The 13,168-nt window shown below is 64.2% G+C and carries 13 protein-coding genes; all 13 read right to left on the bottom strand.

Annotation, left to right across the window (positions count from 1 at the left end; all coding sequences use genetic code 11):
- Nucleotides 1-2: 2 nt before the first annotated feature.
- The 13 genes from rplB to ACFQPG_RS04690 all read right to left on the bottom strand — a co-directional run bounded on the left by rplB (nucleotide 3) and on the right by ACFQPG_RS04690 (nucleotide 13,164).
- A complete protein-coding gene (gene rplB, locus ACFQPG_RS04750) occupies nucleotides 3-839 on the bottom strand; it encodes a 50S ribosomal protein L2 (RefSeq protein ID WP_380810610.1) in 837 nt (278 codons plus the stop codon).
- A gap of 6 nt (nucleotides 840-845) precedes the next feature.
- Nucleotides 846-1,166 (bottom strand): 50S ribosomal protein L23, encoded by a 321-nt coding sequence (locus tag ACFQPG_RS04745; protein ID WP_380810609.1) that lies wholly within the window; start codon nucleotides 1,164-1,166, stop codon nucleotides 846-848.
- Entirely contained in the window at nucleotides 1,159-1,785 is a 627-nt protein-coding gene (gene rplD / locus ACFQPG_RS04740; protein ID WP_380810608.1) for a 50S ribosomal protein L4, read from the bottom strand. Before rplD ends, ACFQPG_RS04745 begins: the two co-directional genes overlap by 8 nt.
- A 3-nt stretch (nucleotides 1,786-1,788) precedes the next feature.
- Nucleotides 1,789-2,538 (bottom strand): 50S ribosomal protein L3, encoded by a 750-nt coding sequence (rplC, locus tag ACFQPG_RS04735; protein ID WP_380810607.1) that lies wholly within the window; start codon nucleotides 2,536-2,538, stop codon nucleotides 1,789-1,791.
- Nucleotides 2,539-2,749: 211 nt separating this feature from the next.
- Nucleotides 2,750-3,061, bottom strand: coding sequence for a 30S ribosomal protein S10 (gene rpsJ / locus ACFQPG_RS04730; RefSeq protein ID WP_046347132.1), 312 nt, complete (start codon nucleotides 3,059-3,061; stop codon nucleotides 2,750-2,752).
- A 169-nt stretch (nucleotides 3,062-3,230) separates the two neighbouring features.
- Nucleotides 3,231-3,998 carry a hypothetical protein gene (locus tag ACFQPG_RS04725; protein WP_380810606.1) on the bottom strand — a complete coding sequence of 256 codons (768 nt, stop codon included), beginning with the start codon at nucleotides 3,996-3,998 and terminating at the stop codon, nucleotides 3,231-3,233.
- 132 nt (nucleotides 3,999-4,130) lie between these two features.
- Nucleotides 4,131-5,321, bottom strand: coding sequence for an elongation factor Tu (gene tuf, locus ACFQPG_RS04720; protein WP_380810605.1), 1,191 nt, complete (start codon nucleotides 5,319-5,321; stop codon nucleotides 4,131-4,133).
- 76 nt (nucleotides 5,322-5,397) lie between these two features.
- Entirely contained in the window at nucleotides 5,398-7,491 is a 2,094-nt protein-coding gene (gene fusA, locus ACFQPG_RS04715) for an elongation factor G (protein ID WP_380811711.1), read from the bottom strand.
- A 107-nt stretch (nucleotides 7,492-7,598) separates the two neighbouring features.
- Entirely contained in the window at nucleotides 7,599-8,069 is a 471-nt protein-coding gene (gene rpsG, locus ACFQPG_RS04710; protein ID WP_380810604.1) for a 30S ribosomal protein S7, read from the bottom strand.
- Nucleotides 8,070-8,129: 60 nt separating this feature from the next.
- Nucleotides 8,130-8,501, bottom strand: a complete 372-nt coding sequence (gene rpsL / locus ACFQPG_RS04705; RefSeq protein ID WP_028969180.1) for a 30S ribosomal protein S12 — start codon at nucleotides 8,499-8,501, stop codon at nucleotides 8,130-8,132.
- Between the two features lie 242 nt (nucleotides 8,502-8,743).
- Nucleotides 8,744-11,059 carry a M10 family metallopeptidase C-terminal domain-containing protein gene (locus ACFQPG_RS04700; RefSeq protein WP_380810603.1) on the bottom strand — a complete coding sequence of 772 codons (2,316 nt, stop codon included), beginning with the start codon at nucleotides 11,057-11,059 and terminating at the stop codon, nucleotides 8,744-8,746.
- Between the two features lie 286 nt (nucleotides 11,060-11,345).
- Nucleotides 11,346-12,641, bottom strand: coding sequence for an amidohydrolase family protein (locus ACFQPG_RS04695; protein ID WP_380810602.1), 1,296 nt, complete (start codon nucleotides 12,639-12,641; stop codon nucleotides 11,346-11,348).
- A gap of 121 nt (nucleotides 12,642-12,762) precedes the next feature.
- Nucleotides 12,763-13,164, bottom strand: a complete 402-nt coding sequence (locus ACFQPG_RS04690; protein ID WP_380810601.1) for a cupin domain-containing protein — start codon at nucleotides 13,162-13,164, stop codon at nucleotides 12,763-12,765.
- Nucleotides 13,165-13,168 lie beyond the last annotated feature (4 nt).

The following is a 13,168-nucleotide window of genomic DNA, read 5'->3' as shown; positions in this document are numbered from 1 at the left end:
GATTAGCCCTTCTTCTTCGCGTGACGCGACCGGATGATGAACTTGTCGGTCGCCTTGTTGTGACGGGTGCGGGCACCCTTGGTCGGCTTGCCCCACGGGGTGACCGGATGACGGCCGCCCGAGGTCCGGCCTTCACCACCGCCGTGCGGGTGGTCGACCGGGTTCTTGGCGACGCCGCGGGTCAGCGGACGGCGGCCCATCCAACGGGTCCGACCCGCCTTGGCCAGCGTCTGGTTGCCGTTGTCCGGGTTGGACACCGCACCAACGGTGGCCATGCAGTCCGCACGGACATAGCGCTGCTCACCCGAGTTCAGGCGAACAATGACCATGCCCTTGTCGCGGCCGACCACCTGGACGTAGGTCCCCGCGGCGCGAGCGATCTGGCCGCCCTTGCCCGGCTTCATCTCCACATTGTGGACGATGGTGCCGACTGGCATCTGGCCGATTTCCATGGCGTTGCCCGGCTTCACGTCGACCTTGCGACCGGCGACGATCTTGTCGCCCGGAGCCAAGCGCTGCGGAGCCAGGATGTAGGCCTGCTCGCCGCCGTCGTAGGTCACCAGGGCGATGAACGCCGAGCGGTTGGGATCATATTCGATCCGCTCTACCGTCGCGCTTACGTCCCAGGTCCGACGCTTGAAGTCGATAATCCGGTACTTCTGCTTGTGGCCGCCCGCGATGCCGCGGCTGGTCACATGGCCCTTGTTGTTGCGGCCGCCAGTCTTGCGCTTTCCTTCGGTCAGCGCCTTGACCGGCTTGCCCTTCCACAGGGATGACTTGTCGACGAGGATCAGGCCACGGCGGGCCGGGCTCGTCGGCTTATATGCTTTGAGTGCCATGGCTCGTTAGATCCCGCTCGTGATGTCGATCGGGTCCTGGCCCGGAGCCAGGGTGACGATCGCCTTCTTCTCGTCGGACCGCTGGTAGGGCTTGCCCTTCCAGCGCTTCGACTTGCCCTTGGTGACCATGGTGTTGACGCCCGCAACCTTGCGGTTGAACAGCGCTTCCACAGCAGCCTTGATCTCCGGCTTGGACGCCGTGCCGGCGACCTTGAACACCACCGCATTATGGTCCGACAGCATGGTCGACTTTTCGGTGATGTGCGGCGCCAGGACGACGTCGTAGTGGCGATTGTCGATCGCCTGCGTGGTTGGCTTCTTAGCCATTGAACCGGGCCTCCAGCTTCTCGACCGCGGCGCGGGTCAGGACCAGCGTCTCGTGGCGCATGATGTCGTACACGTTGGCACCGACCGCCGGCATCAGGTTGATGCTGCCGAGGTTCGAGGACGCACGAGCAAACGAAACGTTCAGCGCGTCGCCGTCGATCACCAGCGCGGTCTTGCCGAAGCCGAGTTGTCCCAGCTTCTCGCGCAGCGCCTTGGTCTTGCCCTCGGCGACGTCGAGATTGTCGACGACCACCAGGTTGCCCGACTGGGCCTTGGACGACAGCGCCATCTTGAGACCGAGAGCACGCACCTTCTTGTTCAGCGAAGCGCTGAAGATGCGGGCACGGGCACCGTGGGCCTTGCCGCCGCCGACGAAGATCGGGGCGCGACGATCGCCGTGACGAGCCGTTCCGCCGCCCTTCTGGCGACCGAACTTCTTGCCGGTGCGGGCCACGTCCGACCGCTCGCGGGTGGCGCGAGCGGGAGCGCGGCGATTCCACAGCTGCCAGGTGACGACGCGGTGCAGGATGTCGGCGCGGGGCTCGACGCCGAACACGGCATCGTTGAGCTCCAGGTCGCCGCCAGCCTGCGCGTCGAGGGTCTTTACAGGGACCTTCATCGCTTAGCCTTCCGTGCTTTCGGTGGCCGGCGCGTTGTCCGCGACCTGAGCTTCACCAGCGGTGTCATTGTTCTGGGCAGCCTGCTTGAGGCCAGCCGGGTAAGGCGCATTCTCGTTGCGAGGCAGCTTCACCGCGTCCTGGACGGTCAGCCAGCCACCCTTGTGGCCGGGAACCGAGCCCTTGACGAACAGCAGGCCGCGCTCGGCGTCCGTGCGTACGATCTCGAGGTTCTGCTGGGTGCGATTGCGTGCGCCCATGTGGCCGGCCATCTTCTTGTTCTTGAAGACGCGGCCCGGATCCTGGCGGTTGCCGGTCGAGCCGTGCGAGCGGTGCGACACGGACACGCCGTGGGTGGCACGCAGACCGCCGAAGCCCCAGCGCTTCATGGCGCCGGCAAAGCCCTTGCCCTGGGTCACGCCCGAAATATCGACATGCTGACCAGCAATGAAGTGGTCGGCCGAAATCTCGGCGCCGAGGTCGAGCAACGCGTCTTCGGCCACCCGGAACTCGACAACCTTCGCCTTGGGCTCGACTTCGGCCTTGCCGAAGGCGCCACGCTGAGGCTTGGCGACATTCTTCGCCTTGGCCTTGCCGGCGCCGAGCTGAACGGCGGTATATCCATCACGATCGGCCTCGCGGCGGCCGACGACCTGCAGGCCCTCCAGCTGCAGAACGGTAACCGGCACGTGCCGACCGTCTGCCTGGAACAGGCGGGTCATTCCCACTTTCTTCGCGATCACGCCACTGCGCATGATCCACACTCCCTCACAGAGGCCCGCCCCGTTGCCGCGGCGGGCTTGCAGCCCATGAAAAGTGCGTCGCCCCGCTTGGGCTATTCCCGCCCGGAAGGGCAGGAAGCGGGGGACGCAGACCGGGTGACCCGAAGGCCGCCCGCGGTATCCCTTGTCGTTCTTTCGCAGCAGGATCGCCTTGGAAGCGATTCAACCGCTGTGCACCGGCCCTTTAGGCCAGCTTGATCTCCACGTCCACCCCGGCAGCAAGATCAAGCTTCATTAGCGCATCGACCGTCTGCGGGGTCGGCTGAACAATGTCCAGCATCCGCTTGTAGGTGCGGACCTCGAACTGCTCGCGCGACTTCTTGTCGACGTGCGGCGAGCGGTTCACGGTGAACTTCTCGATGCGCGTCGGGAGCGGGATGGGTCCGCGGATCAGGGCGCCGGTACGGCGAGCCGTGTCGGCAATGTCGCCGGTCGCCTGGTCGAGCACGCGGTGATCGAAGGCTTTCAGACGAATCCGGATATTCTGCGTTTCCATGTCCACTACCGATGCGAAAGAGCCACCAGGCTGTTGCCAGCCCGAACAACAAGAGGCCGCACTCGTTTGACCCCGGTTTCCCGAGGCGGACGACCTCAACGCTAAAAGTTTGGTGACGGGGACGAATCTCCGTCTGTGGAGGCGCCTCTACAGAGGATGGTGCGCTTGATCAACCCCCATGCGGACGCTGGGCGAGGCTCATATCTGCTTTGGTCTTCGTCGCCGAGGGCAGCAATTTCGCTTCCGTACCCTGAAGATCGGTATAGGCGCCGCCATCACCGTCTGCGGTGAAGCGTACCACGACTTCGACGGTGCGGCCGCACAGTTCAACGGGCCAGATCTCGCTCCACGAACCGGTGTAACGAACCCCAAAGACATCGGCGCCGAGACTCGGCTCTTCCTTAGCGATGCGGATTACGCCGAGGTTCGCGCGCGTCGGGTCGCACTCAAATCCATTGCGCTTGGCGGTCGCGGCAGCCTGTATGACGGCGAGCGGCCAAGTGTCACCGATCAGCGATTCATTAGCGAGCGACCGCCCCTGGTTGGTACGGATGGTGGTGAATGCCCCAGCCTTGTCCTCAGCAATGGTATAACGGGCGGGCGTGGCGCCGCAGTTCGGATGGCGAGCGGTGACAGTCCAGCCATTCTTCAATTGGCCGGCGAGAATGCCCTGAAAGATGAACCTGACGCTGGTCGCCGGTACGACACTGTCGATGACCGCGCTGGTCGGAACGCAGCCGCCCGAGCGCTTCTGGGCGACCGTTGCGGCCTGCACCACCTGTTCTTGGACGGTCGTTGAGGCGGGCTGCGGCGCCGCCGCATTCCAAACCGTGAGCCGCTGGAGAATGAGCGGATGCTGGGCGTGGCTAGCAGTCGTGGAGCTGGCTGCAACCGCTGCGAGAAGCAAGCGGTGAGGACGCGAGTACATGGTTGCCATCTCGCATGGTGAGCTGACGTCCGCAATGGATGCAAAGCGGACGTCCCCTGCTCAACCGCCAGAAAGCAAAAAGGCCCGGCACTCTTGCGAGTACCGAGCCCTTTTTCGTTCAGCGCTGTGAAGCGCCGAAGCTTACTTCGTGATGGTGCCGACGACGCCGGCGCCGACGGTCCGGCCGCCTTCGCGGATCGCGAAGCGCAGGCCCTGGTCCATCGCGATCGGAGCGATCAGCTTCACGCCCAACGACACGTTGTCGCCCGGCATGACCATCTCGGTCCCTTCCGGCAGCTGCACTTCGCCCGTCACGTCGGTTGTGCGGAAGTAGAACTGCGGACGGTAGTTGGCGAAGAACGGCGTGTGACGGCCACCCTCGTCCTTCGACAGGACGTAAACCTCGGCCTGGAAGTCGGTGTGCGGGGTGATCGAGCCCGGCTTGCAGAGAACCTGGCCACGCTCGACTTCGTCACGCGCAACGCCGCGGATCAGCGCACCGATGTTGTCGCCGGCCTGGCCCTGATCGAGCAGCTTGCGGAACATCTCGACGCCGGTCACGACCGTCTTCTTGGTGTCCTTGATGCCGACGATCTCGACTTCTTCGCCAACCTTGACGATGCCGGTCTCGACGCGGCCGGTCACCACGGTGCCGCGGCCCGAAATCGAGAACACGTCCTCGATCGGCATCAGGAACGGCTTGTCGAGCGGACGCTCCGGCTGCGGGATCCAGTCGTCGACCGCCTGCATCAGCTTCAGAATCGCTTCCTTGCCGATGTTCTCGTCACGGTCTTCGAGGACCGCGAGCGCCGAACCGGCGACGATCGGAATGTTGTCACCGTCGAAGCCGCGCTTGGAAAGCTCCTCGCGGATTTCCAGCTCGACCAGCTCGAGCAGCTCGGGATCGTCGACCTGGTCCACCTTGTTGAGGAACACGACCATGGTCGGGACGCCGACCTGGGCCGCGAGCAGGATGTGCTCCTTGGTCTGCGGCATCGGGCCGTCGGCGGCCGACACCACCAGGATCGCGCCGTCCATCTGGGCGGCACCGGTGATCATGTTCTTCACATAGTCGGCGTGGCCCGGGCAATCGACGTGCGCATAGTGGCGCGCGGCGGTCTCGTACTCGACGTGCGCGGTCGAGATGGTGATGCCACGCTCGCGCTCTTCCGGAGCCTTGTCGATGTTGGCGAAGTCGACGGCGACGCCGCCGCCGGTCTCGGCCAGCACCTTGGTGATCGCCGCGGTCAGCGACGTCTTGCCATGGTCGACGTGACCGATGGTGCCGATGTTGCAGTGCGGCTTATTCCGCTCGAATTTCGCCTTCGCCATTTTACGCCTCTTCTAGGGTAGGTTTGAACTGGGCGGCCCGCCCATTGCGAGCGCGCCCATAGCCACAAAAAACGGGTTACGCCAGCTTCGCCTTGACCTCGTCCGCGACGTTCGCCGGAACTTCGTCGTAATGCGAGAACTGCATGCTGTACTGGGCCCGGCCCTGGGTGAACGAGCGGAGCTGGTTCACATAGCCGAACATGTTGGCCAGCGGGACCATGGCCTCGACCGCCTGCGCGTTGCCGCGGGTGTCGGTGCCCTGGATCTGGCCGCGACGGCTGTTAAGGTCGCCGATGACGTCGCCGAGGTAATCCTCGGGAGTCACAACCTCGACCTTCATGATCGGCTCGAGCAGCTTGATGCCGGCCTTCTGGGCCGCTTCGCGCATTGCGCCGCGGGCACAGATCTCGAATGCCAGCGCCGAAGAGTCGACGTCGTGGTACTTGCCGTCGGTCAGCTTGACCTCGAAATCGATGATCGGGAAGCCGATCAGCGACCCGGTCTCGGCGGTTTCACGCATGCCCTTCTCGACCGAAGGAATATATTCCTTCGGCACGTTGCCGCCCTTGATCTCGTCGGAGAAGACGAAGCCCGACCCGCGCTCGCCCGGAGTGACGTTGATGCGGATCTCGGCGAACTGGCCGGAGCCGCCCGACTGCTTCTTGTGGGTGTAGGTGAGCTCGACCGGTTTCGCGAGATATTCGCGATAGGCGACCTGCGGCGCACCAACGTTGGCTTCGACCTTGAACTCGCGCTTCATGCGGTCGACCAGGATCTCGAGGTGGAGTTCGCCCATCCCCTTGATGATGGTCTGGCCCGATTCATGGTCGCTGGTCACGCGGAACGACGGATCCTCGCGGGCGAGACGATTAAGCGCAACGCCCATCTTCTCCTGGTCGGCCTTGGTCTTGGGCTCCACCGACAGTTCGATGACCGGATCCGGGAACTCCATCCGCTCCAGGATGATCGGCGCATTGGTCGCGCACAGAGTGTCGCCGGTGGTGGTGTCCTTGAGACCCGCCAAAGCGACGATGTCGCCGGCGTAGGCCACCTGGATGTCCTCGCGCTCGTTGGCATGCATCAGCAGCATGCGTCCGACCTTTTCCTTCTTGTCCTTGACGCTGTTCATGACCTGCGACGCGGTCTCAAGCTTGCCCGAATAAATGCGCGCGAAGGTCAGCGTCCCGACGAACGGGTCGTTCATGATCTTGAACGCCAGGGCGGAGAATGGCGCCGCGTCGTCCGAGGCGCGCGAGTCTTCGCTGCCGTTGGGCAGGATGCCCTTGATCGCCGGCACGTCGAGCGGGCTCGGCAGATAGTCCACCACGGCGTCGAGCAACGGCTGAACGCCCTTGTTCTTGAACGCGGAGCCACAGACCACCGGAACGAACGCCATGTTGAGCGTGCCCTTGCGGATCAGCTTCTTGAGCGTGGCCGTGTCCGGCTCGGTGCCTTCAAGGTAGGCTTCCATCGCCGCGTCGTCCTGCTCGACGGCGATCTCGATGAGCGTGGTGCGCGCTTCGGCGGCCTTGTCCTTCAGGTCGTCAGGGATCTCCTGATATTCGAACTTGGCGCCCAGGCTTTCTTCCAGCCAGATGATGGCGCGGTTTTCGACCAGGTCGACGAGCCCCTTGAAGCCGCCCTCGATGCCGATCGGCAGATACAGCACCGCCGGCCGCGCGCCGAGGCGATCGATGATCGACTGGACGCAATATTCGAAGTTGGCGCCGGTACGGTCCAGCTTGTTGACGAAGCACATCCGCGGCACGCCATACTTGTCGGCCTGGCGCCACACGGTTTCGGACTGCGGCTCGACCCCGGCGACGCCGTCGAAGCAAGCAACCGCGCCGTCGAGCACGCGCAACGAGCGCTCGACTTCGATGGTGAAGTCGACGTGGCCCGGAGTGTCGATGATGTTGATGCGGTGCTCTTCGCCCTTGCCTTCTTCGGCCCGCCACACGCAGGTCGTCGCGGCCGACGTGATCGTGATCCCGCGCTCCTGCTCCTGCTCCATCCAGTCCATCGTCGCCGTGCCTTCATGCACTTCGCCGATCTTGTAGGACTTGCCGGTGTAGTAAAGGATGCGCTCGGTCGTCGTGGTCTTGCCGGCATCGATGTGAGCCATGATGCCGATATTGCGGTAACGCTCGAGCGGATGGCTGCGGGCCATGATCGTATCTTCCTTAGCGATGCGGGGGGCCAGCATCGCCGGCTCCCCACGATATAGGTGTCGTTTTTACCAGCGCCACCGGGAGGCGGCCGCCGGAAGGGTCCTTCTTACCAACGATAATGGCTGAAGGCGCGGTTGGCTTCGGCCATGCGGTGCGTGTCTTCGCGCTTCTTCACCGCGTTGCCGCGGTTCTGCGAGGCGTCCATCAACTCGCCCGACAGGCGGCCGGCCATGGTCTTCTCTGAACGGGCGCGTGCCGCCGAGATCAGCCAGCGGATCGCCAGTGCCTGGGCGCGCTCGACGCGGACCTCGACCGGCACCTGGTAGGTCGCGCCGCCGACGCGGCGGCTGCGGACCTCGATGCCCGGCTTCACATTGTTCAGCGCATCGTGGAACACCTGAATCGGGTCCTTCTTGAGACGCGATTCCACGTTTTCCAAGGCACCGTACACGATGCTCTCGGCAACCGACTTCTTGCCGTCCAGCATGACCGAATTCATGAACTTGGACAGGACCTGATCGCCGAACTTCGGATCAGGCAGGATCTCGCGCTTTTCTGGGCGACGACGACGGGACATAGTGAATTCCTTTTGACGAGCGGCGCGCCAGCCCTGCGGCGGCGCTTCCAGCTGACCAGCTTACTTCGGGCGCTTGGCGCCGTACTTCGAACGCGACTGACGACGGTCCTTCACGCCCTGCGTGTCGAGCACACCGCGAAGCACGTGATAGCGAACCCCGGGAAGGTCGCGCACACGGCCGCCGCGGATCAGCACGACGCTGTGCTCCTGGAGGTTGTGGCCTTCGCCCGGGATGTAGCTGATCACTTCGCGCTGGTTGGTCAGGCGGACCTTGGCCACCTTGCGCAGCGCCGAGTTCGGCTTCTTGGGGGTCGTCGTGTAGACGCGGGTGCAAACACCACGCTTCTGCGGGTTCTGTTCCATCGCAGGGACCTTGGACTTGGCCTTCTGCGGTTCGCGACCCTTGCGGATCAGCTGGTTGATCGTCGGCATGAAGCCTTCACCTTTCAAAGTGCGGTTACTTTGCCCCACGCGAAATGCGCGACATGCCGGCAGCCTTGCGGTCACCGGCCATCGCGTCGTGGAGCAATGTTCAGCTCTTGCCCGCCGGAGGTACGAAAGCGCAGCCCCGCGGACGAGCGGCCCCTTACAAGGCGCACGCGGGGCGGTCAACCGCTCCCGCTCGGGAAGGAGCCCCCGCCGCCGGGGTGACGAGGGCTCCTGCGACGATCCGACTAGCCGGCGTAGAGGAGGTTGTCGTTGTGGCTCAGCGAAGTGCGGCCCCAGTCGTAACTGTCCTGCGAGCCATAGCTGTCCGCGGACGGCTGATCGGCCCGGCCGCCCTCGGCAGGCGAGCTTCCCGCCAGTGCGATCTTCTTGCCGCCGCCGCCGCTGCGTCCGGAGGCGTCCGTCTCGACTCCCCGGAAGTCGCCGATCGTCAGCGCCACCAAGTCGTCCAACTGCAGCTGGAAGTCGCTCAGCCGGTCGCCGTTGGTGTCGACCTCGATGATCGTTCCGCCATCAAAGGCCGCATAACGGACTTCCCCGGCCCGCCCGGAGAACGCCCCGGTTCCGATGAACCGGTCGGCCGTGAGCGCCGACAGGTCGATCAGGTCGCTCCCCTTGGTGAAATCGGTGATGACGTCGCGGCCGATGCCGGCTCGGCTGTCCTCGACGGCCCCGAACTGGAAAACGTCGGCTCCCGCTCCCCCGGTCAGCGTATCCGTGCCACGCCCACCGACGATCGTGTCCGCGCCGCCACCGCCGTCGATCACATCGTTGCCGTCGTTGCCGAACAGCTGGTTGGCCGCATCGTTGCCGAACAAAGTGTCGTTGCCCGAGCCGGACCGCGCCTGTTCGATCGTCACTCCGTTTGCGACGGTGAAGCCGCCGTGGATGCCGTAAGCGTAGGACACCCGACCGCCGCCGCCTTGCTCATACTGGAGAGTCGCCGGACGAAGGTCGATCGTCGCGTCGGCCGTTCCATTGTAGACGATCTGGTCGTTTCCACCCGCATCCCAGATCGAGGAATAGAAATTGCCCGGGCCGTTGACGTCCTTGATCGTGTATACGTCGTCGCCGGTCGCCCACTCCTCGTTGACGCCATACTTGTCCTGGATCACGGCGATATCGAGCGGCGCGAGCGTGGCGGCCCAGCCGAAATGCTCCACGTCGGTGCCGGTGAGCCCGCCGGACTTCGGCTGCCCGTAAGGGGATTTCGACCAGCCGTCGTTGTACGACATGATGGTATGGACCTGCTGGCTGAGGTCGAAGTCGCCATAGCCTCCGCCGATTCCGCCGGTTCCGCCGCCGGCGCCGCGCATGATGCTCGACCGGCCGCCATTGTCGTGCGGGTGGGCCATGCCGAGGCCGTGGCCGAACTCATGCAGCAGCGTCGGGAAGTAGAAACCGCCAGGCTGGAGCCCTTCCTCGGTCCAGCGCACGTCGCCCGAGTTGAACTCTGCCTGCCCCTCGTTCTGCTCGTTGGGCGGGCTCATCCGTCCGAGCAGGGACGCGCCGGCGCCGGGCGTGCCGTTGTAGGTGATGATCTTGAAGTCGGCCGCCGAGCGGTCGCCAACCTCCACGAACACCAGGTCCGCAACCTGCTCGTACAGGTCGAATGCGTTGAGGAACGCCTGCTTCTCCCACGCTACGAGTCCCTTGGCGACGATGTTCTCCGTCAGGCCCGGGCTGGTCGGGTTTTCGCTCACGAAGATGTCGCCGGCCTTGGCGAAGTAGACGGTGATGACGTTCTTCCCCTCGATCCCGAAAGGATTGCTGCCGACCCCGGTGAACGCATTGCCGGTCACCCGCGGCCCCTCCTGGCCGTCAGGGTTGCGCGACGTGCGGTCGACCTGACTGCCCCAGTCGAGCGAGTGAAGAGGACTGTCGACGTCATAATAGGGTTGGTAGGTCGCCTTGCCCGTGACGTCGTGGACGAACAGCTCATAGTCTCCGACCGCGTCGCCGGTGGTGCCGTTGGTGCCGTCCTGGTCGAAGGCACGGGCGTTGATGTAATAGGTGCCGCTGGTCTGGGCGGTGAAGGTCAGCAGCGCATCCAGGCCGCTTGGGGTGTTCGGCCCGCCGCCGTCAGCAGTCGTGACCAGGTTGCCGGCTGCATCGAACAGCTCGATATAAGCGTCCGTCAGCGGGGTACCGCCGGGCCCGCCGATCACCGCATATTGGCCGATGTCGTAGGTCTTGCCCGCGACCAGCTCGACCTTGAAGAAATCCTGGTCGCCGATCGTGTTGATGGTCGAAACAATGCTGCCGGCGTCGACCCCAATGGTCGCCGTAGTGCCGATATTGTCCGCGACATTGTCGGGAGTGAGGAGCAGCACGTTGGAGGTGGTCAGCGGCTTGAAGTCGCCGACACCGTCCGCCGGAAAGGCATCATAGCCTTTCGTGCTCGTCGAGAGCCAGGCGGTTTCGGTGGTCAGCGCCGGATTGCTGGCTGCATCTGTGCTCGGTCGTTGGTAGTGCGCGCCGAGCTTCGTGCTCCAGTAGTTCTCAGCGAGCTTTGATTTGTTGACGGCACAGATTGAGCACATCCAAGTCTCTCCTAAATGTATAAGGTCCGGCTTGGACGCGGCGCAGTGAAACCCGCGAACAACTCGTGGTTCGCGAAGTCAGTCACAACAGAATGTACGCAGGAAGCGCAGACCTCGATGCAGGCCCGCCTGATAAAGATTGTTAAGTCTGTGGCGTTTAACAAACTTTTACCCTGTTGTACTGGCGCCGGCCAGCCACCACATTACGAATACAACAGGAATTCGGGTTCACGGCCCCGCGACGGACCGTTGCATCTAACAGGTGAGTTGATGCTCCCGGTCTTGATCAGCGCTTTTGAGGCAGCGTGATGACCTCACCGCGTGCCATCACGAAGTCGACCGTCTTCAGCGTGCGAACGTCGGTGAGCGGGTCGCCCGCTACCGCGATGATGTCCGCGCTCTTGCCGGCTTCAACCGTGCCGATCTCGCTGGCCAGTCCCAGAAGGTCCGCCGCATTCACCGTCGCCGCCTTGAGCGCCTCCACTGGCGGCATGCCGTATTTGACGAGCAATTCGAATTCATCAGCATTGCGGCCGTGCTTCGAGACGCCAGCGTCGGTTCCGAAGGCAATCTTCACGCCCGCCGGATAGGCTTTGGCGAGCGACTGGCCGGTGATTCCGATCCGCCAGTCGATCTGCTTCTTCACGTCCGGCGCATAGGCATTGGGATCCTTGCCGAGCCGCTCCAGATAGCCGTTCACTGTCGAAAGCGTCGGCACATAATAAGTGCCCCCCTGCTTCATCAGGCGGAGGATCTCGTCGTCCATGACGGTCCCATGCTCGATCGAGTCCGCGCCGGCCCGAAGCGCAAGCTTGATCCCGTCGGCGCCATGCGCGTGGACCGCGACCTTGCGGCCATACGCATGAGCGGTCTGAACCAACGCCCGCGCCTCTTCCTCCACCATGCGGGTGGCAAGCCCGGTACCGCTGTTGACGCCGCCGGTCGTCGCGAACTTGATCACGTCCGCGCCCCGGTCGATCTGGCGGCGAACTGTCCGGCGGCAGCTTTCGGCGCTGTCGCACAAATTCTCGGGCGCGGGCAGATGGGCTATCAGATCGTCGTTGAGGCTGCCACGCCCATCCATGTGCCCACCGGTGGTCGAGATGCTGCTCGCCGCGTCGACGATCCGCGGGCCCTGCACCCAGCCGCGCTTGATCGCCTCCCGCAACGCCAGAGTCGCGCCCTCGTCGCCGAGGTTCCGCACCGTGGTGAAGCCCGCCCGCAGCGTCTTTATCCCGTTCCATTGCGCCTCCAGCGCATTCATCTGCGGCTCCTCGCGCATCATCGAGAGGAGGTTGGCTTCTCCGCCCCGGTCGGACGCGAGATGGACGTGGGAGTCGATCAGGCCCGGCAACACGGTCTTGTCCTTGAGGTCGACGAGCGACGCGCCGGGCTCGGGCGCAACATGGCCGTCCCGCACGGCGACAATCCGGCCACTGTCGACGATGATGGTCGACGGCCCGCGAACTGCTTGGCCGGGTACGGCGATCAGTTTTCCGGCATGGATGTAGGTGGGCGCAGCAACAGCGGTCGCGGCGGCGCAACCGAAGACTGCCGCGAAAAGACTTGCTGTCCTGGTCATCACCGTCCGCCCTGAGCTTGCTGAAGGGCCGTACTTGTTCTTGAGCTTGGCACGAAAGGCAAGCAGTCCTTGTCCTTCGGTCAACTGCGCACCCGACCAGGTCAGGACGGAGGGGACAGCGCTACTCCGTGGTCTTGCCGTCCCACTCTTCGTCCGCGTGGCGGCGGTCTGCTTCTTCCTTGGTCGACTGGGTGATCGCGTCCAGATGCTCAGGGGGCCCGTAGAGGGTGTACAGCTTCAGCGGAAGGTCCCCGGTATTGCGCACATTGTGGCGGGCACCGGCGGGGACGACCACCGCGCTTCCGTCCTCGACCGGATAAACATTGTCGTCGACCTTGACCTCGCCGGTGCCGTCCTCGAAGCGGAAGAACTGGTCGCGATCCTCATGGACCTCCTCCCCGATCTCATCGCCGGGTTCGAGGGACATGACCACCAGCTGGAGGTTCTTGCCGGTGTACAGCACCCGCCGGAAATCCTCGTTGGAGACGGTTTCCGCTTCGATATTGTCGTGATAGCCCTTCAAGAGG

Source organism: Sphingomonas sp. GCM10030256, assembly GCF_042666415.1.
In the GTDB taxonomy this organism is placed as follows: domain Bacteria; phylum Pseudomonadota; class Alphaproteobacteria; order Sphingomonadales; family Sphingomonadaceae; genus Sphingomicrobium.
Note: the sequence above shows the minus strand (reverse complement) of the source record. Positions and strands in the feature narration are given on the sequence as shown.